We start from the raw sequence: 24,413 nt of genomic DNA on the forward strand, positions 1-24,413 counted from the left end.
CGCCCCGCCGGCGGGGCTACCGCCCGCGCGGGTGCTGGTCGTAGACCGCCTCCGCGAGGGTGTCCAGATGCCCCTCGTTGGGCCCGCCCGCGATGGTCAGCAGCCGGGCGTCGCGCAGGTGTCGTTCCACGTCGCGCTCGCTGGTGTAGCCGATGCCGCCGTGGAGCTGGAGCGCGTCGTTGGCGTTGTCGACGGCCGCCTCCGTGGCGTAGGTCTTGGCCATCGCGAACTCGCGGGCGACGTCCGCGCCGGCGTCCAGCCGGGCGGCCGCCCGGAGGACGAGCAGCCGCGCGACGTCGGCCCGCTCTGCCATCTCCGCGACCCGCCAGCGGACGCCCTGGTGGTCCGCGATGTGCTGCCCGCCCTGCTCGCGGGTGCGCGTCTGCTCGACCGTCGCGTCGAGCGTCGCGCGGGCGATGCCGACCCCGCGGGCGGGGACGTTGATGCCCGTCCGGAGGCGGCCACGCTCGCCCAGGCCATCGCCGACGGTGCCGACCTGGCGGTCGTCGGCGACGCGGACGCCCGAGAGCGTCGCCCGGGGCGATTTCACCGTGCGCGCGCCGAGCGTGTCCCAGACGGTATCCACCGCGTAGGCGCCGGCGGGGACGAGGAAGGCGGTCACCTCGCCGCGGTCGCCCGTGCGGGCGTAGGTGAGCACCTCGTCGGCGTGCCGGAGGTTGGTGACCCAGCGCTTGTGGCCGTCGAGGACCCACTCGTCGCTCTCCCGTCGGGCGGTCGTCTCGATGCCGGTCTTGTCGCTGCCGGCGTCGTCCTCACTCAGGCCGAGCGCACCGACGGTCTCGAAGGCCGCCATCCCGGGGAGGAACCGCTCGCGCTGGGCGTCGGTGCCGAGCCGCTCGACGGCCTCCGCGACGCCGAGGTGGAGCGCCAGCGCGCTCGCGACGGGCATCAGCGCTGCCGACAGCTCCTCCGTGACGAGCGCCAGTTCGACGAGGCCCTCGCCCTGCCCGCCGTGGCTCTCGGCGACGGTGAGGCCGGCGTAGCCGCGGTCGCCGGCCGCCTCGAGGACGTCGGTCGGGTGCTCGCCCGCCCGGTCGAGTTCCCGAGCGTGGGGGGCGATCCGCTCGCGGGCGAACTCGCGGGCGTCGGCGCGGACGGCTCGCTGGTGCTCGGTGAGGTCGAAGTCCATGCCGGGCGGGGGAGTCGGCGGCTATTCAACGTTCCTCAAGCGGCGATGCGGCGGCGGCCTCAGAGACCGTACTGGCCGGTCAGGCCGCAATCCTTGCAGGAGATCTCGACGGTACCGTCGGCGGCCCGGGGGCCGCGCAGGACCTCGCGGGAGCCACACGCCGGACAGGAGAGCCACGCGTAGATCGACTGGGGCGCGGGGGCCGAATCCGGGGGCGGCGAACAGGTGGTTTCGGACATGATCGAGTTGTCCGCACGTAGGGGCCGGACGGGTGAAGCCCTTCCGGCAGCAGTCGACGGCGGTTTTAACCGTGGGTTCCGTTGTCGGCCGTTGTCGCGGGGGTCGGACAGCAGAACCTCGTCCGTGTGTTCGTCGCCTGCGATTCGCTCGGCGCTCGCGGCCGCCCCTCCTCCGTTGTTGGACGCACGCCGGTCGTATGCTGCGAGTGGAGTTCGTGATTCCGGCCGATCCGAATTTCATATATCACTTCGAAGAAACCAGACCCATCGCAACAGCGACGGGAGAGTTCCACGGAAACCAGCACACCGAGCACGCCTGGGAGGGATACGAGTACGATGATCTGGTCGCCGACGTAGCGGAGTTGGCTGAGGAGTTGGACCGAGCCCCACGGACTGACGATGCAGACAGGGACGAGCGCTTCCCGTCTCTGGCGCGGATATACGAAATCATCGAGGACGACTGTGCGCAGGTACTCCGTGATGCCGGTGTCAGCTCCGATCCGATACAGGTTGGCAGCTACGATGAAGCGGATTACGAAGCGATGTTGGACGACATGCGCTGTGTCTGCGAGACATCGGGCTCGGACTACCGCACGTCACGCGAGTATCTCGAGAACGGCAACTACGCGTCGAGCAGCATCAGGGAACGTTTCGGATCATGGGGTTCGGCCTGTTCGGCGGCCGGGATTCGCCCCGGTTCCAAACACGGTGAACAGTGCCTGGGGCCGAACGGTCAGACACTCGGGAGTCGTCACGAGCAGGCCGTCGCGTACATGCTTGATGACCACGGGATCGAGTACGGAGTTCATCCGTCGGTCCCAGATACGCCGTGGGGTGAGCGACTTCCGACTTCCCAACTACGACCTCCGGATCGAGATTGACGGATGGCCAGCCGGAGAACGACCGAACGCGACATCGTTCATAACGAAGCTCGACCACTCCGAGACGGCGGGGTTCGACTACGTGGTCCTGAACAGTGCGGGGGAAACAGAGGAGAAGCTATTTCAGCCGTTGGGGCTGTAATCCCTCAAAGGGCCCTTAGCTAAGTCAGGTCACAGCCCCCGGCTCATACTCGAATCGAATCTGCAAAGATCGGATTCGATGGGACACCGGGTGATCGTTGGTTCAAATCCGGCAGGGCCCATCAAGCACAGCGAGCGACGGCGAGCGGTGCAAGGCGTTCGCCGGGTCCGGGCTGCCGACCTCCACCCGCCCCGGGCAGGGCTCTTGTGCGTCGCGCCCCTCCGACCTGTATGGACCGGAACGCCGTACGCGAGGCGTGGGACGAGGTGGCCGACACGTACGCCCGCCGACGGGACCCCGACGGCTCGGACGCTGCGCTCATCGACGACCTGCTGGCGGGGCTGGGCGACGACCCGCTAGTGCTGGACGTGGGCTGTGGCGACGGGGCGCGGACGCTGGCGAACCTCCCGGCCGACAGCGTCGGACTGGACCTCTCGCGGGCCTGTCTGGACCTCGCTACCGGGGCCGTACCGGAGGCGCGGCTGCTGCAGGGGGACATGTCGGCGCTGCCCGTCGCCGACGCGTCGGCCGACGCCATCACCGCGTACCACGCCGTCTTCCACGTGCCACGGGCCGAACACCCGGCGGTCTACGGGGAGTTCGCGCGGGTGCTGGCGCCGGGCGGGACGCTCCTGATGACGCTCCCCGGCGGGCGCTACGAGACGGTCCGGCAGGGGTGGATGGGCGGCTCGATGCTGTTCTCGACGCCCGGCCGGGAGCGGACGCTGGAGCAGCTCCGGACGGCCGGCTTCGGCGAGCTCCGGACCGAGACGGTGACCGACCCCCTCGGCAGTAGCAGCGAGTACGTGTTCGCGACCGTCGCCGACTGACCCGGGGCGGGGGACGCCCGGGCGTGGACGGGCACGCGACACACCGCTCCCGGGATCCCAGCAGCCGAGACAGAACACGGAGGGGGTGGCAGTTGACGAGATATTCGGCTAATAACACTTCTAAGATATAGATAGTCGAGTCGAGAGCGAGGTATCCCGACAACCACCGTCGGTTCTCCGGGTGCCGCGGCACGTACAAAGGTGAAGTAGCTCTGCCGCGGAGGTGGGGGTATGAGCAACGAGGCGATCGACGACGTCGACCGCGCCATCCTGCACGCGCTCCAGGAGGACGCCCGGAACACGTCGTCGGGCGACATCGCGGAGCGGGCCGGGGCTTCCGACAGCACCGTCCGCAAGCGGATCCAGCGCCTCGAATCGGACGGCATCATCAAGGGGTACAGCGCGGAGGTGGACTACCAGCAGTCGGGCTACCCGCTCCGGATGCTGCTGTTCTGCACCGCGTCGATCCACGAGCGCGGCGACCTCAGGGGGGAGATACTGGATATCGACGGTGTCGTCTCGGTCCAGGAGCTGGTCACCGGCGAGCAGAACCTCCTCGTGACGGCCGTCGGCGAGACGGATAGCGATATCACGCCCGTCGCGCAGGCGCTCCTCGACATGGGGCTGACGGTGGCCGACGAGGTGCTCGTCCGGAGCCACGAGACGACGCCGTTCGGGGAGTTCAGAGCCGACGACGGGTGATCTCGCCCGTCGACCGCGGTCGATCGTCCTCCCACTCGCGGGAGACCACGTGATACGTTGCCAATGACCGTCATGTTCTATCGTTCGAGTTAATCGAACGTTCTGGTAATTCAGCAAGCTTTAATGCACATTCCGTTCGAGGTATGGGTAGAACGACCGGTACGCGACCATCGGTCGGCAGGCCAAACGATGAGCAGGCAAGAACGGACGACGACCGTTGGACAGCTCCCGACGCCGACGACCGGGGAATCGCGCGTGCCGGCGGCGCTGACACGGCTCGTCTGGCTCCTGTGGGTCGGGAGTCTGGGCGTGCTCGCCGCTCGGCTCTGGACCGGCGAGGGCTGGCGGGTCGCGGGACTCGTCGCCATCGATGGACTCACCGTCGTGATGTGGACGGCGGTCACGTTCTTCAGCGGCATCGTCCACAGCTACTCGCGGCGGTACATGGCCGGGGAGCGAGCCACCGACCGGTTCTTCGGCGGCGTGTTCGCGTTCACGCTGGTCGTGCTGGTCCTGGTCGCGGCCGACCACCTCGTCCTGTTCGCCGTCGCATGGGTCGCGATGGGACTCCTGATGGCCGACCTCGTCGGCCACGTCGACGGCTGGCCGCAGGCGGGGGCCGCGGCCGGTCTCGCACGCCGGTATTTCCTGGCGGGCGGCGGGCTGTTGGCGGTCGCCCTCGCGGCGCTCTGGTGGGCCACCGGCGCGACGACCGTCTCCGGCGTCGCGGCGGCCGTCGGGACCGCCCCGCCGGCCGTCCTCCTGTTCGCCGCCGTCGCCCTGCTGCTGGCCGCGATGGTCCAGTCGGCGCTGGTGCCGTTCCACGGGTGGCTCCTCTCCTCGATGACGGCGCCGACGCCGGCCTCGGCGCTGATGCACGCCGGCTTCGTCAACGCCGGCGGCATCCTCCTGGTCCGGTTCGCGCCGGTCGTCACTGCCGACACCCGCTTGATGCTCGCGGTCCTGCTCGTCGGGGCGGCGAGCGCGCTGTTCGGGAAGCTCCTGAAGTCCGTCCAGACGGACGTCAAGGGACAACTCGGCTGCTCGACCGTCGGGCAGATGGGGTTCATGATCATGCAGGTCGGCCTGGGCTTCTTCGGGGCCGCCATCACCCACCTCGTCCTGCACGGCTGCTACAAGGCGTACCAGTTCCTCGCGTCGGGGAGCCGGGTCGACCACGAGAGCCCGGCGGCGACGAAGACGACCGGGCGGGCCGGGGTCGCCGACGTCGCCGTCGTCGTCCTCACCGCGCTCGCCGGTGGTGCCCTGTTCGCCGTGCTCACCGGCAAGGGCACCGCGCTGGACGGCGGCCTCCTGCTCGCAGGGCTGGCGGTGCTGACGGTGCTGCACGCCGCCCGCGGGGTCGTCGCGCACACCGCCGCCCCCGCCACGGTCCGCTACGGCGCCCTCCCGGCGGTCACCCTCGTCGCCATCGCGGTCTACGCCGCGATGTATCGCTTCGTCGAGGGACTGCTCTCGGGGCTGCCCGCGGTCGGCCAGTCCGTCGAGCTGACGGCGGTCCACGGGCTCGTCGCCGCGGCGTTCCTCGTCGGCTACCTCGCCATCGAATCCGGCGTCTACCGGCGCAGCCACCGGCTCTACGTCGCGCTGTTGAACGCGTCCCAGCCGTCGACCGATACCCTGCTGACGACCACGGAGGACTACGATGACTACTGAATCCGGCATCGAAGACAGTATCGACGCGGTCGGGTCCGTCTGGCCGCTCCACTCGTTCGTGACGGCCAACCCGCTCGCCGGGTTCGAGGACCGGCCGTTCCACGAGGCCGTCGACGACGCCGGGCGGCTGCTCGGCGGCGACGGCTACCCCGGCCCCCCGGTCTTCCGCCGGGCCTGGGAGCAGGGCCGCATCGACCCCGACGTCATCGAGGCCGGGCTGACCGCCCACGGGTACGACGGCGACCCCGAGGCGTCGCTCGACCGCATGGCCGAGACGGCCGACGGTGCGGCTGGAGCGACCACCGCGGCCGACACGGCCACCGACCGCGTCGACGCGGTCCTGACGAAGTGGCTGGCCGCCTTCCTCGACCAGGGCCGGGCGGAGTGGGCCATGCCGAACCGCGAGGACGGCTTCTACGACGCGTTCCGCACCGTGGCCTCGCACGACGGGACGGTCCCGGACGCGGGCGCCATCGCCGACCTCCCGGACGACCCGCTCGACGCGATTCGCGACCGGCTGGTCGACTGCCCCATCGACGACTGGCCGGCCGTCTTCGAGTACCAGCTGGCCGCGCTCCCGGGCTGGACTGGGTTCATCAAGCAGCGCGCCGCCGACGGCGACGCCTGGCAGTCGGCGTACCCCATCACGCTGTCGGGCTATCTGGCGGCCAGGCTGACGCTCGCGGACCTGTTCGACGCGCCGCTGGCACCGCCGGAGGACCCGGACGGGGACGGCGCCGCCGCGGAGATTCCGCTGCCCGAGGTCTGGCTGACCGCGTGGGAGGCGAGCTACCGCGGCGAGCTGGTCGAGGCGGTCACCGACGCGAGCGAGGCCGCCGCCGCGGCGCCCGACGGGGGGCGCCCGGACGCCCAGCTGGTGTTCTGTATCGACACGCGCTCGGAGATCCTCCGCCGCCACCTGGAGGGGACCGGCGACTACGAGACCCACGGCTACGCCGGGTTCTTCGGGATCCCGATGCGCCACGCCGGCTACGGCGCGGACGTCGCCGTCGACGCCTGTCCGCCCATCCTCGACGCGCAACACCGCATCGCGGACCGCCCGGACCCCCTGGCCGACGAGGGGCGCGACGACCACGACCGCTGGCGCGGCGCCCTGGCGGCCGCCCGGACGGGCATCAAGCGTCTCAAGACGAACGTCGCGACCGTGTTCAGTTTCGTCGAGAGCGCCGGCGTCGGCTACGGGGCCGCCCTGGCCGCCCGGACGCTCCATCCGGGCCGCGTCCACGACCTCCGCGACGGGGCCGACGAGCGCGTCCCGGACGAGCACGAGTTCTGCGAGCCGTCGGTCGACTACAACCCGGACTCCGTCCGCGAGCTCCGCGAGGGGCTCACCCTCGACGAGAAGGTCGAGTACGCGGCGACCGCGTTCGAGCTCATGGGCTGGGACGAGTTCGCCCGCCTCGTCGTCTTCACCGGCCACGCGAGCGAGACGGCGAACAACCCGTTCGGTTCGAGCCTCGACTGCGGGGCCTGTGCGGGCAACCCCGGCGGCCCGAACGCGCGCGTCCTTGCGGCGATCTGCAACGACGACGCCGTCCGCGCCGGGCTCTGCGACCGCGGCATCGACGTCCCCGACGACACCGTCTTCCTCGCCGGCGAGCACAACACGACGACCGACGAGGTCGAGCTGTACGCCGGCGACGTGCCCGAGAGCCACGCCGAGGCCCTTGACAGGCTGCGTGCCGACCTCGAGACGGCTCGCGCCGGCGCGGCCGCCGAGCGCGCCGGCGACATGGGCGCGGCCGCCGACGCGGGCGTCCGCGAGACGGAGCGCCGCGCCGCCGACTGGGCCGAGACCCGCCCGGAGTGGGGCCTGGCCGGCAACGCCGGCTTCGTCATCGGCCCCCGCGAGCTGACCGACGGGCTCGACCTCGACGGCCGCACGTTCCTCCACTCCTACGACCCGTCGGCCGACCCGGACGGCGACGCCCTCGAGGCCATCATGACCGGGCCGATGGTCGTCACCCAGTGGATCAACACGCAGTACTACTTCGCGACGGTCGACAACGCGGTCCACGGCAGCGGCTCGAAGGTGACACAGAACCCCGTCGGCAACGTCGGCGTCTACCAGGGCAACGGCGGCGACCTGATGACGGGCCTCCCGGCACAGTCCCTGATCGGCACCGACGGCCAACCCTACCACCAGCCGCTCCGCCTCTCGACGGTCGTCCACGCGCCCGTCGAGCGCGTCACGGACGTCCTCGGGGACAACGAGAACGTGGCCGAACTGCTGGACAACGGCTGGCTCTCGCTGACCGTCGTCGACCCGGCGGAGCACCGCGTGTTCCACTACCAGGGCGACCTCGAGTGGTCGACGGTCACTCCGGAGATGGGGACCGCCGCGGCCACGGCAACGACGCCCCCGGTCGCGGACGACTGAGTCCCGCCACGGGCCGTTCGTGGAGATGAGCGGGCGGCCCCACGAACCGGGATACGTCCTACTGGTGGTGCGTTCCCGTTTTCCGTCGGGCTGTCAGTTGTTCCATCGGTCATCCCGGGAGAACACCGCGGCGGACACGCTACGGCGCCGACGCGGCCCCCGGGCGGCGGCTCAGGCCGCGTCGGCCCGGCCCTCGCGGAACTCCTGCCCGACGTAGACGCCGAGGTAGCCACCGAGCGCGCTGAGGCCGACATTCCACGCCAGCACGAGCAGGAGGACCAGGCCGAAGGCGAGGACGCCGAACCCGGCGCCCACCGCGCCCGGCCCGCCCACACGGCCCATCATCATGCCGCCCATCAGGCCGAAGGCGCCGAAGGCGAAGACGAGCAGGACGAACGGGAGCGTCGCGATGGCCCCTGAGATGGCGCCGACGCGGGCCCCGTCGCCGCGGCCCTGTTCCTGGAGGTAGCCGGCGACGGCTCCACCGAGCAGTGCCGAGAAGCCAGTGAACGACAGGACGATGGTCACGGCGGCACCGGCGAGCGCGTTCAGCAGCGTGTCTCCCTGACCCATACCCGTGGTAGTCACGCCCGGCGGTATGAACCTCGGGGTCGGATGGGTGGGCGTCGCACCCGGGCGGGGCTCAGGCGGGTTCGTCGACGGCCTCGGCCTCGGCGACCCGTTCGGTCAGGTCCGTCGTCGACAGCATCCCGACCACCTCGTCGTCCTTCGTGACGGGGAGGTGGTTGATCTCCTCGGCGACGAGCCGCTCGGCAGCGGCCGCAAGCGTCGCCTCCGGGTCGGTCGTCACCACGTCGGTCGTCATGTAGTCGCCGACGGTCGCGTCGCTGGGGCGGCCGTCCTCGGCCGCCAGCTCGACGATATCGGTCGAGGTGAAGATGCCGATGGGGTGGCAGTCGTCGTCGATGACGACGAGGGACTTGATCTCGGTCTCCAGCATCCCGCCGGCGGCCTCGTCGACGGGGGTCTCTGCGGCCAGTGTCAGCACGGGAGAACTCATCCGGTCGGCGACGGTCGTTCGAACCATACCCCTCCATTGAGCCCGGACGGGTTAGCTGTTGGCCCGGTTGCGGGGACGGCTTTACTATCGCCCGGCAGCTATCCGAGAAGCGATGCTTCCGGGACGAACGCTACCGGGACAGTACCCGGGCGAGGACGTCATCGAATCGACCCACGAGGGCGCCGCGGACGGGGCCGAGGCGGGGAGCCGGTTCGGGCCGCTCGGCGCGGGTGTCGGGGCCGGGTTCGGCGCCGCCCTCGGCTTCGTCGGCGGCGTGCTCCACGACGCGACGGTGACCGGGGACGACCAGAGCGACGTCGCGGGCGAAACAGACGGGTGACGCCGTCCGCCCTGGGCACGTCGCTGGTCCTCTCGTTCGACGGGAGCGTCCGCTACGGCCCGGCGAACGCGACGCCGACGGGCGCCGGTGTCGGCTACGTCGTCAGCGAGGGCGAGCCGCTCGTGGTGGGGTCGTGGGCGCCCGCGGCGTTCGTCTCCAGCACCCACGTCGAGTACCGGGCGCTGGTGGCCGGGGCGCGCGCCGTGGCAGCACTCGCCGAGCACCGCGACGTGGCGAGCCTCCACGTCCGCGGGGACGCCGCCGCCGTCGTGGACGCGGTCGACCCGGCGCGGGCGGGCGAAGCGGGTGACGAGGTGACCCGGCGGCGCGTCGCCGAGGTCCGTGACCTGTTCGCGCCCATCCCCGAGGTCACGTACCGGACGGTGAGCCGGGGGCGCAACGAGCGGGCCCACGAACTCGCACGGCGGCCGCACGAGGCGGGTCGGCCGGAGTGACCGGCGGGCGGGGACCGGCGACTCAGTCGTCGGCGCTTGCGGGGTCGGCGTCCGCCTGTGCGGCCCAGAGGTCGGCGTACTCCCCGCGCTGGCCGAGCAGTTCGCCGTGGGTCCCCCGCTCGACGATCTCGCCGTCGTCCATCACGACGATGCGGTCGGCGCTCTGGATGGTCGAGAGCCGGTGGGCGATGACGAACGCGGTGCGGTCCTCGACCAGCCGGTCGATGCTGGCCTGGATGCGCTCCTCGGTCTCCGTGTCGACGTCGGAGGTGGCCTCGTCGAAGACGATGATGGCCGGGTCGTTCAGCAGCGCGCGGGCGATGGCCAGCCGCTGGCGCTGGCCGCCCGACAGCTTCACGCCGCGTTCGCCGACCAGCGTGTCGTAGCCGTCCGGCAGGTCGGTGACGAACGCGTGGGCCTCGGCCGCCTTCGCGGCCTCGACGACCCGCTGGCGCTCGCCGTCGCCGCCGCGGCGCTCGGCCGCCAGTGCCTCCCGGTCCCCGTACGCGATGTTCTCGGCGACCGTGCCGGAGAACAGGTACGGGTTCTGCTCGACGATGGCCACCGACTCCCGGAGCGCCCCGAGGTCGTACTCCCGGACGTCGACCCCGTCGATGCGGACGGCCCCCCCGTTGACGTCGTGGAAGCGGGGGATGAGCTTCAGTAGCGTCGATTTGCCCGCGCCCGTGGCGCCCGCCAGCCCGACCGTCGCGCCCGCGGGCACGTCGAGCGAGACATCAGTGAGGACGGGCTCGCGGTCGCCGTAGGAGAAGGTCACGTCGTCGAACGTCACGTCGCCGGCGACCGACTCGGGGCGGTGCGGGTCCGGCGGGGAGGTGATGGTCGGCCCCTGACCGAGGATGCCGAAGACGCGCTCGGCGCTGGATTTGGCCTGCTGGTACTTGTTGGCCGAGCGACCGATCCGCCGCATCGGGGAGTAGAGCCGGCGCAGGTAGAGGAAGAAGAGCGTGAAGGTCCCGGCCTCCAGCGCCCCGGGCGTCCCGAGGATGATGTCCAGCCCGCCGACGTACAGCACCAGCACGAAGACGACGCCCGTCAGGAGCCGGAGCCCGGCGAAGAAGGCCCGCCGGATGCGGAGCGCGGCCACCTGCTCGTCGTGGTAGGCCTGGCTCTGCTCGGCCACCCGGTCGCGCTCGAAGGCGTACCGGTTGAACGCCTTCACCACGGCCGCGCCGCCGAGGTTGTTCTCCAGCCGGGTGTTCAGCCGCGCGACCGTCTCCCGGATGGACTTGTAGCGCGGTTCGATCCAGGTGAGGAACCACGCGCTCGCGGCGCCGATGACGGGGACCGGGGCGAGCGCGATGGCCGCCAACTTCGGCGACGTGAGGTAGAGGATGACCCCGATACCGCCGACGGTGGCGACCACCCGGATGACCTGCCGGAACTCCGTGTTGAGGAACGACTCCAGCCGGTTGATGTCGCTGTTGAGGATCGATAGCATCCCGCCGGTCTGGTGGTCGACGAAGAAGTCCATCGAGAGGTGCTGGATGTGGTCGTACGTGTCGTTCCGGAGGTCGCGCTGGATCTTCTGGGCCGCCGACTGGAGGAGGTAGCGCGAGGCGAAGCGGGCGGCCGACCGGAGCAGGTAGGCGACGACCGCGATGAGGACGAGCTGTTCCAGCAGGGCGATGCGGGCGGCCTCGCCGGTGATGGTGCCCGATGGGAGCAGCCCGGCGTCGGTGAGGAGCCCGGATCCGCCCGAGCCGAGGATGACCCGGTCGATGGCCGCCGCGACCACCAGCGCCGGTATCAGCCGCATCACCCGCGTCAGCACCGCCCCGAGCACGCCGACCGACAGCCGCGGCCAGTACGGCCGCGTGTAGCCCAACAGGTTCCGCATCGGGTGGCCGTCCACGTTCTCGCGGACGTCCTCGAAGCCGCCGTGCTCGTCTGCCATCATACGGGATACGGGACGGAGGCGAAAATACCCCGCGATGGCGGCGCCGACCGGCGACGACCGGAACACCCGTGCGTCCGCGCTCCCCACCGTCGGCATGGTCCACGACCGCGTTCACGCCCGCGAGCCCCACGACCCGGAGAACTGGCGCGTCGGCGTCATCCGGGCGGTGACCGAGCGCGACGGCCACGCCGTCTTCGTCGTCGCTCCCGAACAGGACGCCGGCGGCACCGTCGACCTCATGCTGACGTTCGACGTCCGGGACCTCGTGCTGCGCCGGCTGGGCGACGGCGAGCCGGTCGGGCAGCGGGTCTGGTTCCGGAAGCGAGGAGAGGGGGGCTGACCCCGGAGCGCCGGTACGGCCGTCGCACGGTGGACTGCCGGCTCCACACCGACCCAACCGCTACACCACGGGCGGACAGAGCGGTGGTCGTGACCACGCTCTCTGACGCGGTTCGGCGCTTCCGCGGGGGCCGCCACGCCGTGCCCCCGTTCTTCGACGGCGCCACCGACGGCCCGCTGGCGGTCGGCCGCGAGCTCTTCGAGAACTCGCGGATCATCGAGCTGCCGGACGGACGCGACCTGGGCTACGCCGAGGCGGGCGACCCGGACGGCAGCCCGTACGCGCTGGCGTGCGCCGCCGAGACCTCGGAGCGGACGCCCCGGGTCGCGGTCGGCTGCGGCGTCGGCCCGATGGAGGCCGTCCCCGTTCGCGAGCGCGGCACGCGCCCGGCGTCGTCCGGTCGTACCTCCGGGCCGAGGAGGTCGCCGGGCGGTACGTCCCGAGCGGCTGCTGGAGCGCCGGGCGGCGACCGCCGCCACCCACGACGCGGACGACTGGCGCGGGGAGGTCGGACAGCTGCTCGTCGCGACCGCCGTCGCCGCCCGGCAGGGGCACGGCAACGAGCATCTCGTGACCGACCTGCAGCTCTATGCCGGGAACTGGGGGTTCGACCTGGGCGACATCGACGCGCCCGTCGGCCTGTGGTACGGCCGCCAGGACCGGCTCGTCCCTCGGCGCGGGGCGGTACCTCGAACGGGCCATCCCTACGGCGGAGGCACAGTTCCACCCGGACTACGGCCACGTCTCCGTCGTCGAGGAGAACGAGTCCGCCATCGTCGGCTGGCTGCGGCGCCGACGAGGCCGGGGCGTGCGGTCAGTCGTCCGCCGGGGTGGCCGCGGTGCCGGCGTCCGCCGGGTCGTCGTCGACCGTCACCCGCCAGGTCGTCGCGTTCGTGTACGCCCATCGCTCGACGACCAGCCCCTCGCGCTCGCCGAGGTCGGGCATCAGGTTCCCGATCTGTGAAGCGGTCATCCCCACGTCGTCCGCGATGAACTTGCTCTTGCAGTAGAACTCCCCGTCGGCCGCCTCCTGACGAAGATATCGCGCCAGCCGCTCGGCGTCCATCTCCGATTCCGCGTCCGCATCGGCGCTCCTCTGTACGCTCATCGTACCCCATCCATGGAAGGGCTGTTTGAACGACCTTCCGTAAACTCAAACAGTCGTTTGAGTCCCCAGATCATGGGGTGGTTATGTCCGTTAGAGACGCTGTTTCCGGTTCTTTCTGTAACCACGGCGAGAAAACCGTGTAGAAAGCCCCCGCCCGCTGTCCTCACGACGACAACTACAACGAGGAGAGGATCTGTTTGAAAGCCCCCGCCCGCTCGACTCGCGCGGCTCGCTGCGCGCTTCGGCCTCGCTTCGCTCGGCCTGCAGTGCTTACGTCGCCGTACTTCGTCGAGCGGGCGGCCCCTTTCAGTCCCGCCCTGTGGTCTGTTGCCCGGAGCGTTCGCGCGTGGTGGTTCCAGCGGGTCGCAGGGCCCCAAACCTCCCCGCGCTCGCGCCGTGCGTGTTCCGGCACGCTCGCTTCGCTCGCGGTCGTCCGAAAATCGAAGATTTTCATGATCACGAGAGAGCTTCGTTCTCCCGAACGGCCTCCACGGCTGCGGCGTGAGCGCGCTTCCATATGGCGGAACCAGCCGGGCGACCAACCACTCCCCGGCCGTGAGCGCGTGGTGAGCGTAGCGAACCCGCGCGACCCGGGGAAGGGCAGGCACACCGCGACCCTCCACAGACCACCGGGCGGGAATGGAAGGGGCGGCGGGCTCGGGGAAGACGGCCGACGCAAGCACTGGGCTGCAGGCCCGGAACGGCGTGCGAGTGAAGCGAGCACGCCGCATGCCTGGAACAGGAAGCGCGTGGTTCGAGAGAGCTTCGCTCTCTCGTCATACCGAGGGACCGCAGGTCACTCGTCGCTCGCGGAGCTCCGCTCACTCCTGAAAACCTTCGATTCTCGGAGACAGAGCGGGACTCCGTCCCGCTTGCAGTCGGGCGTAGCCCGACGACAGCGAGGCCCTCGACCCGAGCCCGCCGGGGCTTCCAGGAGGTATACTACACCGTTTTCTGCTTAAAGCTCGGCTAAAATAATTTATCCGATGTTTCTGTCGTCCAAATCGAATTCATCTCGATAATCCTCGCTACTCCTCGCTCCACTCCGCATCAGCAAGCGTCCGCTGGACCGCCTGCTGGCCCACCGCCGCGGCGAGCGTCTCGAACCCCTGGCGCTCCACCGGGTCGCTCGCCTCGGCCACCAGCCGCGAGACGATGAACTCCGGTGTCGACCGCCCGAGCGCCCCGAACCGGGGCTGGTAGTCCACCTCCAGGTCCAGATCCGTCGTCAGCCCCTCCGCGAAGATACCGTCGGTGCGGGCGGCGGTCGGGAGCGGTTCGAGGTCCCCGGCGAGGTGGGTGACGAAGACGCCCAGCGCCCCGCGCTCGACGGCGAGCGTGAGCAGGCCGTGGAGCAGGTCCGCGGCGCTCCCGGGTTCCGTGATGGCCTCGAACTCGTCGACGAGCAGCAGGGTCCGGCCCGCCTCGGTGACCGGCGGGACGACCGACCGGAGGGTGGATTCGAGGACGCCGGCGTTGAACGAGGCGTGCCGGCGGTGGAAGACGAGCCGGTCGACGACCGAGACCTGCGCGCGCTCGGCGGGGACGGGCAAGCCCATGTGTGCCAGCAGCGCGACGCCCGCGAGCGTCTCCAGCAGCGTGGTCTTCCCGCCGGAGTTCGCGCCGGTGAGGACGGCCACGCGGTCGTCAGCCGGCGCCCCGATAGCGAGCGTGTGCGGGCCGAGCCCGTAGTCGACTGGTCGGACCGCGGCGTCGGCAGCGGCGAGGTCGAGGTTGCGCGCCCCCTCGACGGCCAGGGTCGTCCCGCCCGTGACCAGTTCGGGCTCCGTGAGGTCGAACGCGACGGCGAACCGGGCCAGCGAGACGGAAAGCGCCACGTCGTCGACGGTATCGACGGCGGCGTCGACGGTCTCGCGGCCCGCGTCGAGGTCGGTCTCCAGGTCCTGGCGGACCTCGCGCTCGCGCTCGTCGGCGCGGGCCCGCAGCGTGTCGACCAGCGCCCGGAGCGACTCCGTGACGAAGGTGTCCGCCGCGGTCGCGTCCGCCGGGAGTGCCTCGCTGACGACCGCGTCGTCCACGTCGGCCTCGCGGACGACGTGGCGGCGGAGCACCCCGCGGAACTCGCCAGCGTCGCGGGCCTCCTCGCGGACGGCCGAGAGCACCGACTCGGCGTCCGCGCGCATGTCCTCCGCGCGGCCGAGGGCGTCGCGCAGCCGGTCGAGTTCGTCGTCGGCGCCGCGGGCGACCCGTCCGCCCTCGCCGTCGCCCCCCCGGCCCAGCGCCCGGAGCGCCCGCGTCGCGTCGGCCAGGGCCGCGCGGTCGAGGTCGGCCAGCGGGGCGAAGACGCCCTCGGAGACGCCGGCATCGAGCAGGGCGAGCGCCGTCTCCGCGGCGTCGACCTCGCCGTCGCCGCGCGCTTCGAAGGCCGCGAGGACTGCCTCGCGGGTGTCGTCGTCCAGCGCCCGCCAGGAGTCGACCGCGGTCATCGTCTCGGTCAGCCGGTCGGCGATGGCCTCACGGTTCGCCAGCGGCGTCAGCACGCGGATCCGGTCGGCAGCACCGTCCGTGACGGCGAACGCCTCGATACGCGCCACGAGGTCGCGGTAGACGGCCCGGGAATCCCGCGTCGCGAGCAGGTCCAGCCCCTCGCCGCCCGCGGCCCGGCGGAGGATGCGGGTCGCGCGGCCACGCGGGAGGCCCGCCTCGGCGAGCGTCCGCGAGTCGACCGACTCGATGGCCTCGATGGCGCGCGTCTCCCCCAGCTCCTCGCGCAGCAGGGCGGCCGTCTTGGGTCCGACACCCCAGTAGTCCTCCAGTCGCATCGGCCGGTGGGAGTCGCGGCGACGTGTTAGGACTGCCGGCATCCACGCGCCGGTCGCCCCCTGCTTCGGGTCGGACAGGCCGCGACGGCCGTCCACCGGCTAACAGCAGCCGGCTCGCGTCGGGAACCGTCGCCCACAGTCCGGGCAGGTCGCCCAGAACGCCGTCGGGTCGTGGTCGAACGTCTCGCCGCAGGACTCACACATGAGCAGGTCGGACATACTACCCGCTACGGCCCCCGCCCACACGAACCCTCCGGCCCGCGCCGGAACCGCTCGACACCGGTGCAATCGGACGGAGGGATTAAACGTGTAGAACCATTCCGTTAATCCGCAATGTGCCACGGATTCACACCCCGCGACTGGTCCAGTGAGACGGCCGACGAGTTCGACGAGGAACCGGAAGAGGAGGCTGACTCGGGGCAGCCGTCCTTCCTCGAGGACGAACCGGCCGATGACGCGGAGATCCTCACCGACGGCGGCGAAGGTGAGGACGACGAGGAGTGAGTCGGCGGTGACCTTCGGTTCTTTTTGACGCAACAGCCACGAGCGACAGCCGTACGCAGTGGCTCGTACTCCTCGAACCCCGCGCACGCTCGTCGTGAGCCGGGGAGATCTCGGTCGGCACTCCGGCACGGGATCGCGGCTAGTGCGTCGGACGCCCGGCACCGGTATCGCCCGCGACCGCAACCCTAAGGCCCGTTCCGCGCCAGAAACGTCTGTGACGGACCTGCCGGACCTCTCGACCGATACCGAGGCGGTGGCCGAGCGACGCGACGAGGTGGCGGCCGCCATCCGGGACCATGCGAGCGACCTCGCCCGCTCGCTCGCCCGCCTGCAGGGCGGGGACTACGGCCGGCGGAGCTTCCGCACGGACGCCGGCGAGTGGACGCTGAAGTACGAGGCCGGCGACGTCGAGTTCCTGCTGTTCGAGCCCCGCTCGGGGGAGCCGGTGTACGTCGTCTCCACCAAACAGCCCCCGGAACCGGACGCGCTGGCGCTGGCCGCGGGGGACTACGCCGCCTTCGTCCGGTCGTTCGACGCGTGGGTGGCCTCGCTCGGCGGCGCGCTTGACGACGCGCCGACGGAGTTCCCGGAGCCGGCCTCGACCGCCGACGTCGTGGCCGAGCGCGAGCGCGTCCTCTCGCGTATCCGGGAGGTCTGCACGGCGATGGTCGGCGAGCTGGACCGCTACGAGGGCGACGACTACGGCACGTTCACCGCGCGGGTGGGCGGCTCGCGCTGGGAGCTGAAGCGCGACGGCGCGCAGGTGTCGTACCTCCGGGTCGGCGGCAGCGACGTCGTCTACCTCCTCTCGCAGTACGGCCCGCCCAGCGTGCCGGACCTGCGGGAGCTGGCCCCCGACGTGGCCGCGTTCGTCGCGGCGTACAACGAGCACGTGGCCGAGCTGACCGACACGGCCGAGCGGTTGGAGCTGTAGGGTCGGAGCGAAGGAGTCGGGTCGGCGGGATGCCGTTACAGTTCCCGCTCGTGCTTCAGCCGGTCGCGGCCGATCTCGTCGACGTTCGAACAGCCCGCCAGCCCCATCGTGAGGTCGAACTCCGCGAGGAAGTTCTCCACGACGTGGCGGACACCCCGCTGGCCCGCCATCGCCAGGCCGTAGGCGTACGGTCGACCGAGCATGACCGTGTCGGCCCCGAGCGCCATGGCTTTGAACGCGTCACTCGCGCGCCGGACACCGGAGTCGAACATGACCGGGACCTCGCCGTCGACCTCGTCGACGACGTCCGGGAGCGCCTCGATGGCCGAGATGGAGCCGTCGACCTGGCGGCCGCCGTGGGTGGAGACGTCCACCGCCGCGGCGCCGTGCTCGATGGCCAGCCGGGCGTCCTCCGGGTGGAGCACGCCCTTGATGACGACGGGTAGGTCCGTGTTCTCGAAGACGAAGGAGAGGTCGTCCCAGGTGAGCGAACTGTCGCCGAAGATGTCGAGGAAGTGGTCGACCGCCGCGTCCGGGTTCTCCTCGGGCGGCTCCGCCAGGGAGTCGCGGAAGGCCGGGTCCGAGAAGTAGTTGGCGACGCCCTCGCCCGCCATGAACGGGTAGTAGCCCCGGTCGATGAGGCGCTCGCGCCAGCCCAGCGTCGGCGCGTCCACCGTGAGGACGATGGCGTCGTAGCCGGCCTCCTCCGCCCGGTGCAGGAACGAGCGGGCCACGTCGCGGTCCGAGGACCAGTAGAACTGGAACCACTTCGGCGTGGTCGGCATCGCCTCGGCGACCTCCTCCATCGGCGTCGAGGAGAGCGAGGAGAGACAGAGCGGGACGTTCAGCTCCTCGGCGGCGGCCGCGGTCCCCAGCTCGGCGTCGTCGTGGAGCAGGGTCTGGACGCCCAGCGGCGTGATCATCACCGGCCAGTCCAGCTCCTCGCCCAGCAGCTCGACCGAGAGGTCGCGCTCGGCCACGCCGCGCAGCATCCGCGGGACGATACGGTAGTTCGAGAAGTCCTTGTTCCGCTCGAACGTCTCGTCGCTCCCGGCCCCGCCGTGAACGTAGGCGCGGCCCTCCTCGCTCATGTTCTCCCAGGCCGCGTCCCGGATGTCCTCGAACGAGGTGGGCAGGTCCGGCGTCTCGTCCTCCAGCATCCCCTTCCGGTACACTTCCTTCAGCTTCGCGTTCCCGATGTTCTCCTGTCGCGGCGCGTCCGACATACGCCACCGTATATCGCCGGCCCGCTTAGATGTGGCCCTTCCGGTAGTCGGCCGAGGGGGGAGGCCGGTGGATATCGCGGCACTGATGACCCGCGACCCGGCCGTATCCGATTTCATTTAATACCCTCTCGGGCTGAATCGAGGGTATAGCTTCAAGTCGACCGCCACCGTCTGACCGGTGATGGCTGACCAGTGTGTCACCTGCGGCGCGGCCGATGTCATCCTGTTCAGCTGCGGCCGCTGCGGGGCGGCGTTCTGTGCCGACCACGAGCCGTCGGACCACTCCTGCTCCGGACTGGCACACCCGGACGAGTCGGTCGACGAGGTCGCGTTCGAGTGGGGCGCGACGCCGGAGGGTGACGACAGGTTCGAGTGGGGACCACGGAAGCCGACCGGGGAGGACGCGTTCGCGGCGAACGGCTTCCGGGCCGCGCACGCCGTCGAGGACGGACCGGCGCCGCGCACGCCGGACCCGGGGACCCCGGCCGTCGCCCGCGTCCCCCGGTCGCACGACGGCGACGCGACGCCCGCGGTCCGGCCGCTCCCGGACCGACCCGATGGGACGGCGCGGTCGGCGGTTCACGCGGCCCCCGACGACCCCGACCCCGAACCGGGCGCTCCGTCGACCACCACGGCGGTCACGGGCGCGACGACCGCCGCGTCCATGTCTGCCGAGTCGTCGCCCGTCCGGGCGATGGACACGAAGCGGGCCCCCGGGCGCGTGGACCGCAGCGAGCCTCGGACGTTCCGCGAGTGGCTCGACCAGCAGACGTATCTCTCGCTGTCGGCCAAGACGGCCGCGCTGGCGACGCTGATCAACGGGGCGCTCTACCTGGGGATGTTCCTCACCGTGTACGGACTGGCGCCGGGGTAGGTGGCGCGTATTCGGATTAGTCGCTGTTTTCGCGACATATCGGGACCGTTGACGTATGGTATTCGTAGTTAGACGATACTACCCCATTCCTGCCGGTAACGGTCACGCCGGCACGGCTGTCGGTCGCTACGGCTGTCGCCGTGGCTCGGTGTTCGCTGAAGCCACCCCGGGCCCGCCACCGCGGCGGGATGGGGCGAACGAAAGGGAGTGTGTGTGCGTGTGTCCGCGTCACCGACCGCGGGGGCCGGGGAGCGGAGCGTGTGACTCCCACATCCTCCATCCCACCCCGGCGCCCTCTCCGTAATAGGCCTTGTGTCATACCGTGTGTCGGCCGTCGGACACGGGTCACACGAGTCCCCGTGGCGGCGGACGGGCGGCGGACGACGACGGGCCGGGGGCGGGCGGACCCCCACCACTGACGCTCACCCGCGCTCAGTACTCCGTCCCCTTGCGCGCCCGGTGGCCGTCGTCGAACGGGTGCCGGTGCTTGCGGACCTCGCTCACGAGGTCGGGGACGTCGTCGAGGAACTCCGGGGGGGAGTGGCCGCCGGTCAGGACCAGCTCCAGGTCGTCCGGTTTCGAGGCGGCCAGCTCCCGGACCGCGGCCGGGTCGACGAGTTCCCGCTCGGCGGCGTACAGCAGTTCGTCCAGCACGAGCATATGCATCCCCGCGTCGGCGTCGGCCGCGGGGTCGAACGGGGTCGAGAGGTCGGCGTCGGCCGCCGCCGCGACCAACTCCTCGGCGCGCTCCAGTCCGGCGGCGGCCTCGGCGGCGTGGTCGCGCTCCTCGCTCCCGTCCGGCATCGCGTGCCAGCCGTAGTGGCCCAGGTTCTCGTAGCTGAACCCCGGCAGCGCGGCGATGGCGTTGTACTCGCCGCGGACGTCCTCGACGGAGTCGGCGCCGCCCTTCATGAACTGGAGGACGTGGACACGGTAGCCGTGGCCGACCGCGCGCATCGCCATGCCGAACGCGGCCGTGCTCTTGCCCTTCCCGTCGCCCCACCAGGCCTGCACGAGGCCGAACTCCTCGGGCGCGGCCGGCTCGATGGCCCGTGCTGCGGGCCGTTCGCCGCCGCCCGGGGTCCCGGCGCGCACGTCGGCCGGGTCCGCCGACGTGTCGGTCCCGGAGCCGTCGTCGGAGGTGTCGTCCTCAGGCATCGTCCTCGCCGTGTGCGTGGCCGTCCTCGGCGGCTGCGGGCGCGGCGGCCTCGCCGAGCACTCCGTCGAAGTCGTCCACCGGGAGGACGGAGTAGTCGACGCTGAGGGTGTCCTGGGTCGCGCGGATCTTCCCGACGAACGCGGAGATGTCCTCCAGCGACCCCTCCACGATGAACAGCTCCATGCAGTAGTGGTCGCCGACGTGGTTGTGGACGTTGGACGTGACGAGGGACTCGTGCTCGTGGCGGAGCTGCATCATCCGCTCCTCGGCGTTCGAGGTCTCGTAGTTGAACACGACGGTGACGACGCCCAGCAGGTCCCGGCCCTCCAGCCGGCGGTTCTCGAACTCGCTGAGCAGGTTCCGGGACCCCTCGCGGACGACCTCACTGCGGCCGGTGTAGCCGTGTTCCTCCGCGAACTCGTCCAGGCGGTCGACGAGCGATTCTGGCATCGAGATGCTCACGACGGTCATGTTAGTAACCCGGGGTCGTCTCGATATTAAGGAATGGGGTACCGGCGGCGGGCGACCCTCGTTCAATCCGCATCGGTCGGCGGGTCCTCCCGGACGTTGCGCTCGGGGTCGCCGCTGACGAGCCGGCCCACGGCGGTCCCGAGCAGCGTCAGGAGGCTCCCGACGCCGGCGCCGAACAGCGCGAGCCGGTCCAGCCCCGCCTGCCCCGCCGCCGGCGACGGGAGGTCGAGCCCGGCGACGGTCGACCCCCACAGCAGGAGGCCGGCGAGCGGCGCGACCGCGACGGCCGCGCCCACGACGACGCCGTCGTTCACGTACCCGTGAAGCAGCGCGAGCAACACCGCCAGCCCGCAGACACCGAGCATGATGGTCGGTGTGGTCTCGCGGAACCGCTCGAAACCGAACACGGCGATACCGCCCCACGCGGCGGCCGCCACGAGGTAGGCGAGCCCGGCGACGAGGGCGCCGTACGCGAGATAGCGCCCGCTCCGACCCCGGCGGTAGCCGACGAGGAGTTCCAGCGCCGTCCGGGCGGGGCCGGCCATCCTCGTCGGCTGGGAGGGCCGGGCGTATAACCCTTGACACGCCGGGGGCGGCGGCACCGGAGCGAGCGAACCTTGTGGCTCGCCCCCGAACCCCGGGGCATGAGCGAGGACACGGACGACGAGGGCGGGGCCGCGGGCTGGAGCCGCGAGGCCGCGGTCGACCGGCTCGTCGAGCTGGTGGACACGGTCGAGCGCGAGCGCATGCCGGTCCCGGTCCGGGAGGTGTGGGTGACCGGCGACCTCGTGCTGGGGGTGGACCCGGTCGAGCGGCTGGAAGTGTACCTGACGAAGGACCTGCTGTTCGGCGACGAACCGGAGCGGGAGGCGGCGTTCCGCGAATCACACGGGATCCGCGGCGTCGGCGAGACCGTCTCGGCCGCGTGGGCCGAGGAACACCCGGAACACCTCCGGGCGAACGCGAACGGCCACGCCGCCCCGGAGCAGTGCCTCGCCGCGCACCTGTTCGGCGACGAGCCGGTCCATCTGGAGGTCTGCAACACCGGCTTCGAGAACAACGTCACCCAGCGCCTGCGGGGCGCCCGGGCGCGGGAGGACTACGGCCAGCTGCTCGACCCGCGTGCGGCCTGCCTGTGGGTGGACTCGGAGGACGGCGGCGTCCGGAGCGACGAGGCGTTCCGGAAGCTCCGCGAGGGCGAGTTCGTCTTCCCCACCCTCTCGAAGGCGCTGGAGATGCTGGAGATGGACCCCGAGGAGGCCGAGACGGCGGCCGGCCAGCTCCACGCCCGCCGGCGGGAGCGTGACGGGCGGACCGTCCGCGGCGACGTGGTGTAGCCGCCGCCATCGACGGGTCCGACCTGCGAGCCACGGGTCTTTCATCCCGGCCCCCGAACCACTCCGGATATGAGCGACCTCCCCGACGAGTTCCCCTGTCGGCTGCTGACCTGGGACTACGTCGACCGCCTCGCGCGGGAGCTGGCCCACGAGGTGCGTGGCTCGTACGACCCGGACGCGGTCGTCGCCGTCGCGCGTGGCGGTCTCGTCCCCGCTCGCATCGTCTGTGACTCCCTCGGCGTGGACGACCTCATCAGTCTGAAGGTCGAACACTACGTCGGCACCGGGGCCGCCGGCGACGGCCCCTCGGTCCGGTACCCGCTCTCGGACGGCGCCGTCGCGGGGAAGGACCTGCTCGTCGTCGACGACATCGCCGACACCGGGCGGACGTTCGGTCACACCGTCGACTACCTCGAGGGCGTCGACGGCGGACCCGCGGGGGTGCGGACCGGGGCGCTCCAGCTGCTCCCCGACAGCGAGGCCGACCTCGACTTCGTCGCCACCCATCCCGACGAGTTCGCCTGGATGGTCTACCCGTGGAACTTCCTCGAGGACATGTGCGACCTCGTGCCGCGGCTGATGACGCTCGCCGACGGCAAACGGTTCTCCGAGGACGAGCTCTACCGCCTGTTCTACGAGTACCACGGCGTCGACCGGGTCCACTTCGAGGTCATCCAGGGCGGCCGGCTCGGCGAGGCGCTGACCGAACTCGAGCGGCGCGGCGTCGTGGAGCCGACCGGCCGCGACCGTCCCGACGCGCCGGAGTGGCAGCTGGCGTAGGGCGAGGGCGACCACGACCACGGGGCGGCCACGCGCCCGCATCGGGCCGCCGCCCACGGACAGGTTGAGGGGCGTCGGGCCGTAGCGGCTGGTATGGATACGCCGGCGGACGGGGACGCCCGCGGTGACCGGTCCGACCTCGACCCCGCGGCGGTCGACACGGCGCCGCGGCGGGTTCGGGACGCCGGCCCGGCGACGGTGGCGTGGGCGCTGTGGACGACGAGCCGCCCGGACCAGCTGCTCCTCATCGTCGCGGTGTACGCGCTGGGTGCGGTCATCGCCATCGCGCGGGGTGCGGCGCCCGACCCGGCGGTCGCGCTCGTGGGGCTGGCCGCACTGCTCCCGACCGCGGCCAGCGTCCACTACGCCAACGAGTACGCCGACTACCGGACGGACGCGCTCACCGAGCGGACGCCCTTCTCCGGCGGGAGCGGCGGGCTGCACGCCGCGGCCCTGCCCCGCCGGCTCGCCCGCGACGCGGCGCTCGTGACGGGCGCGGTCGGGGCGCTCGCGACCGCCTGGTCGTGGCTGGCCGGGCAGCTCCCCGGGCCGGCGGTCGCGCTGTTGGCGGGTATCGCGGTCCTGGGCTGGGGCTACTCGCTCCCGCCACCCGCCCTGGCCTGGCGGGGACTCGGCGAACTCGATAACGCGATACTCGGCGGCCTCCTCCTGCCGAGGTACGGCGCGGCGACGCTCGCCGGCGGGCTCGACCCGGCGGTCCTGCTGGCCGTCCTCCCGTTCGCGGCGCTCGTGTTCCTCAACCTGCTGGCGACCCAGTGGCCCGACCGGCGGGCCGACGCCGCGGTCGGGAAGCGGACCCTGCCGACGCGGTGGTCGCCCGGCCGGCTCCGGGGCGCCTACCTCGTCGGCCTGGCCGTGGCCGGCGGCTCGCTGGTCGCCCTGTGGGGGCGAATCCTCCCGCCGCTCGTGGCGGGGGCGACGCTCGCGGCACTCCCGTTCGCGGCCTGGGGCGCGGCGACCTACACCCGCGACGAGTGGCCGTTCCCGAGCGTCGCGGCGATGGTGGTCGCGGCCGTCGCCCAGCTGGTGGCGTGGGCGGTCGTCGCCGGGCTCCCCGCCCGCGTCGCGACGGGCTGTGCCGCGTGAGCGGGGCCCGACATCAAGACTTACACTGCCG

General features: G+C 71.6%; 25 protein-coding genes and 1 tRNA gene. 15 read left to right on the top strand and 11 right to left on the bottom strand.

The genetic code is table 11. The features are described 5' to 3' along the window. Positions 1-16: 16 nt before the first annotated feature. Positions 17-1,150 carry an acyl-CoA dehydrogenase family protein gene (locus DP107_RS11070; protein ID WP_144262227.1) on the bottom strand — a complete coding sequence of 378 codons (1,134 nt, stop codon included), beginning with the start codon at positions 1,148-1,150 and terminating at the stop codon, positions 17-19. A gap of 59 nt (positions 1,151-1,209) precedes the next feature. After that, the gene (locus DP107_RS11075) at positions 1,210-1,389 is read right to left on the bottom strand and encodes a hypothetical protein (RefSeq protein WP_144262228.1); all 180 of its coding nucleotides are present in this window, start codon (positions 1,387-1,389) and stop codon (positions 1,210-1,212) included. 197 nt (positions 1,390-1,586) lie between these two features. Between DP107_RS11075 and DP107_RS11080 the strand changes: the two genes are divergently transcribed. The 6 genes from DP107_RS11080 to DP107_RS11105 all read left to right on the top strand — a co-directional run bounded on the left by DP107_RS11080 (position 1,587) and on the right by DP107_RS11105 (position 8,022). Next, complete coding sequence (locus DP107_RS11080; RefSeq protein ID WP_238330859.1) at positions 1,587-2,270, top strand: homing endonuclease associated repeat-containing protein; 684 nt, start codon at positions 1,587-1,589, stop codon at positions 2,268-2,270. 151 nt (positions 2,271-2,421) lie between these two features. Further along, positions 2,422-2,533: transfer RNA gene (locus tag DP107_RS11085), tRNA-Ile, on the top strand. Between the two features lie 109 nt (positions 2,534-2,642). Beyond that, positions 2,643-3,242: a class I SAM-dependent methyltransferase gene (locus DP107_RS11090; protein WP_144262230.1), complete on the top strand. Its 600-nt coding sequence runs from the start codon at positions 2,643-2,645 to the stop codon at positions 3,240-3,242. A gap of 231 nt (positions 3,243-3,473) precedes the next feature. Then, a complete protein-coding gene (locus DP107_RS11095) occupies positions 3,474-3,944 on the top strand; it encodes an Lrp/AsnC family transcriptional regulator (protein ID WP_144262231.1) in 471 nt (156 codons plus the stop codon). A gap of 189 nt (positions 3,945-4,133) precedes the next feature. After that, positions 4,134-5,621: a proton-conducting transporter transmembrane domain-containing protein gene (locus DP107_RS11100; protein ID WP_144262232.1), complete on the top strand. Its 1,488-nt coding sequence runs from the start codon at positions 4,134-4,136 to the stop codon at positions 5,619-5,621. Then, the gene (locus tag DP107_RS11105; RefSeq protein ID WP_144262233.1) at positions 5,611-8,022 is read left to right on the top strand and encodes a DUF2309 domain-containing protein; all 2,412 of its coding nucleotides are present in this window, start codon (positions 5,611-5,613) and stop codon (positions 8,020-8,022) included. The genes DP107_RS11100 and DP107_RS11105 overlap by 11 nt, the downstream gene beginning before the upstream one ends. Before the next feature lie 171 nt (positions 8,023-8,193). Here DP107_RS11105 and DP107_RS11110 read toward each other — a convergent pair whose 3' ends face one another. After that, complete coding sequence (locus DP107_RS11110) at positions 8,194-8,595, bottom strand: DUF5518 domain-containing protein (protein WP_144262234.1); 402 nt, start codon at positions 8,593-8,595, stop codon at positions 8,194-8,196. A gap of 70 nt (positions 8,596-8,665) precedes the next feature. Continuing rightward, positions 8,666-9,070 (bottom strand): CBS domain-containing protein, encoded by a 405-nt coding sequence (locus DP107_RS11115; protein ID WP_144262235.1) that lies wholly within the window; start codon positions 9,068-9,070, stop codon positions 8,666-8,668. Positions 9,071-9,155: 85 nt separating this feature from the next. Here DP107_RS11115 and DP107_RS11120 point away from each other — a divergent pair, with 85 nt between their 5' ends. Together DP107_RS11120 and DP107_RS11125 are read left to right on the top strand one after the other, a co-directional pair. Then, on the top strand, positions 9,156-9,383 hold the full coding sequence (locus tag DP107_RS11120; protein WP_144262236.1) for a hypothetical protein: 228 nt from the start codon (positions 9,156-9,158) through the stop codon (positions 9,381-9,383). Continuing rightward, on the top strand, positions 9,380-9,838 hold the full coding sequence (locus DP107_RS11125) for a reverse transcriptase-like protein (RefSeq protein ID WP_144262237.1): 459 nt from the start codon (positions 9,380-9,382) through the stop codon (positions 9,836-9,838). Before DP107_RS11120 ends, DP107_RS11125 begins: the two co-directional genes overlap by 4 nt. 22 nt (positions 9,839-9,860) lie before the next feature. On the opposite strand, the gene DP107_RS11130 is transcribed toward DP107_RS11125, so the two are convergent. After that, the gene (locus DP107_RS11130; RefSeq protein WP_144262238.1) at positions 9,861-11,756 is read right to left on the bottom strand and encodes an ABC transporter ATP-binding protein; all 1,896 of its coding nucleotides are present in this window, start codon (positions 11,754-11,756) and stop codon (positions 9,861-9,863) included. A gap of 97 nt (positions 11,757-11,853) precedes the next feature. On the opposite strand from DP107_RS11130, the gene DP107_RS11135 reads away from it, so the two are divergent. Continuing rightward, positions 11,854-12,099 (top strand): DUF7861 family protein, encoded by a 246-nt coding sequence (locus DP107_RS11135; protein WP_144262324.1) that lies wholly within the window; start codon positions 11,854-11,856, stop codon positions 12,097-12,099. A gap of 814 nt (positions 12,100-12,913) precedes the next feature. On the opposite strand, the gene DP107_RS11140 is transcribed toward DP107_RS11135, so the two are convergent. Both DP107_RS11140 and DP107_RS11145 read right to left on the bottom strand, forming a co-directional pair. Beyond that, complete coding sequence (locus DP107_RS11140; RefSeq protein ID WP_144262239.1) at positions 12,914-13,207, bottom strand: DUF7123 family protein; 294 nt, start codon at positions 13,205-13,207, stop codon at positions 12,914-12,916. Between the two features lie 1,028 nt (positions 13,208-14,235). Further along, complete coding sequence (locus tag DP107_RS11145; protein ID WP_144262240.1) at positions 14,236-15,990, bottom strand: MutS-related protein; 1,755 nt, start codon at positions 15,988-15,990, stop codon at positions 14,236-14,238. 333 nt (positions 15,991-16,323) lie between these two features. Between DP107_RS11145 and DP107_RS20050 the strand changes: the two genes are divergently transcribed. Further along, complete coding sequence (locus DP107_RS20050) at positions 16,324-16,494, top strand: hypothetical protein (RefSeq protein ID WP_185977273.1); 171 nt, start codon at positions 16,324-16,326, stop codon at positions 16,492-16,494. 214 nt (positions 16,495-16,708) lie between these two features. Further along, the gene (locus DP107_RS11150; protein ID WP_144262241.1) at positions 16,709-17,428 is read left to right on the top strand and encodes a hypothetical protein; all 720 of its coding nucleotides are present in this window, start codon (positions 16,709-16,711) and stop codon (positions 17,426-17,428) included. Between the two features lie 35 nt (positions 17,429-17,463). On the opposite strand, the gene DP107_RS11155 is transcribed toward DP107_RS11150, so the two are convergent. Next, the gene (locus tag DP107_RS11155; RefSeq protein WP_144262242.1) at positions 17,464-18,654 is read right to left on the bottom strand and encodes a lactate 2-monooxygenase; all 1,191 of its coding nucleotides are present in this window, start codon (positions 18,652-18,654) and stop codon (positions 17,464-17,466) included. 181 nt (positions 18,655-18,835) lie between these two features. On the opposite strand from DP107_RS11155, the gene DP107_RS11160 reads away from it, so the two are divergent. Further along, a complete protein-coding gene (locus tag DP107_RS11160) occupies positions 18,836-19,528 on the top strand; it encodes a hypothetical protein (RefSeq protein WP_144262243.1) in 693 nt (230 codons plus the stop codon). Positions 19,529-19,960: 432 nt separating this feature from the next. Here DP107_RS11160 and DP107_RS11165 read toward each other — a convergent pair whose 3' ends face one another. The 3 genes from DP107_RS11165 to DP107_RS11175 form a co-directional block, all read right to left on the bottom strand. Further along, positions 19,961-20,686: a cob(I)yrinic acid a,c-diamide adenosyltransferase gene (locus DP107_RS11165; protein ID WP_144262244.1), complete on the bottom strand. Its 726-nt coding sequence runs from the start codon at positions 20,684-20,686 to the stop codon at positions 19,961-19,963. Continuing rightward, on the bottom strand, positions 20,679-21,158 hold the full coding sequence (locus tag DP107_RS11170; RefSeq protein WP_144262245.1) for a CopG family ribbon-helix-helix protein: 480 nt from the start codon (positions 21,156-21,158) through the stop codon (positions 20,679-20,681). Before DP107_RS11170 ends, DP107_RS11165 begins: the two co-directional genes overlap by 8 nt. A gap of 62 nt (positions 21,159-21,220) precedes the next feature. Next, complete coding sequence (locus tag DP107_RS11175; protein ID WP_144262246.1) at positions 21,221-21,703, bottom strand: hypothetical protein; 483 nt, start codon at positions 21,701-21,703, stop codon at positions 21,221-21,223. A 99-nt stretch (positions 21,704-21,802) separates the two neighbouring features. On the opposite strand from DP107_RS11175, the gene DP107_RS11180 reads away from it, so the two are divergent. From DP107_RS11180 to DP107_RS11190, 3 genes are all read left to right on the top strand, one after another. Then, on the top strand, positions 21,803-22,495 hold the full coding sequence (locus DP107_RS11180; protein ID WP_144262247.1) for a DUF7095 family protein: 693 nt from the start codon (positions 21,803-21,805) through the stop codon (positions 22,493-22,495). A gap of 69 nt (positions 22,496-22,564) precedes the next feature. Then, positions 22,565-23,275, top strand: coding sequence for a phosphoribosyltransferase (locus DP107_RS11185; RefSeq protein WP_144262248.1), 711 nt, complete (start codon positions 22,565-22,567; stop codon positions 23,273-23,275). 93 nt (positions 23,276-23,368) lie between these two features. Beyond that, positions 23,369-24,382: a prenyltransferase gene (locus tag DP107_RS11190; RefSeq protein WP_144262249.1), complete on the top strand. Its 1,014-nt coding sequence runs from the start codon at positions 23,369-23,371 to the stop codon at positions 24,380-24,382. Positions 24,383-24,413 lie beyond the last annotated feature (31 nt).

It is taken from the genome of Haloglomus irregulare (assembly GCF_007421925.1).
Lineage (GTDB): Archaea > Halobacteriota > Halobacteria > Halobacteriales > Haloarculaceae > Haloglomus > Haloglomus irregulare.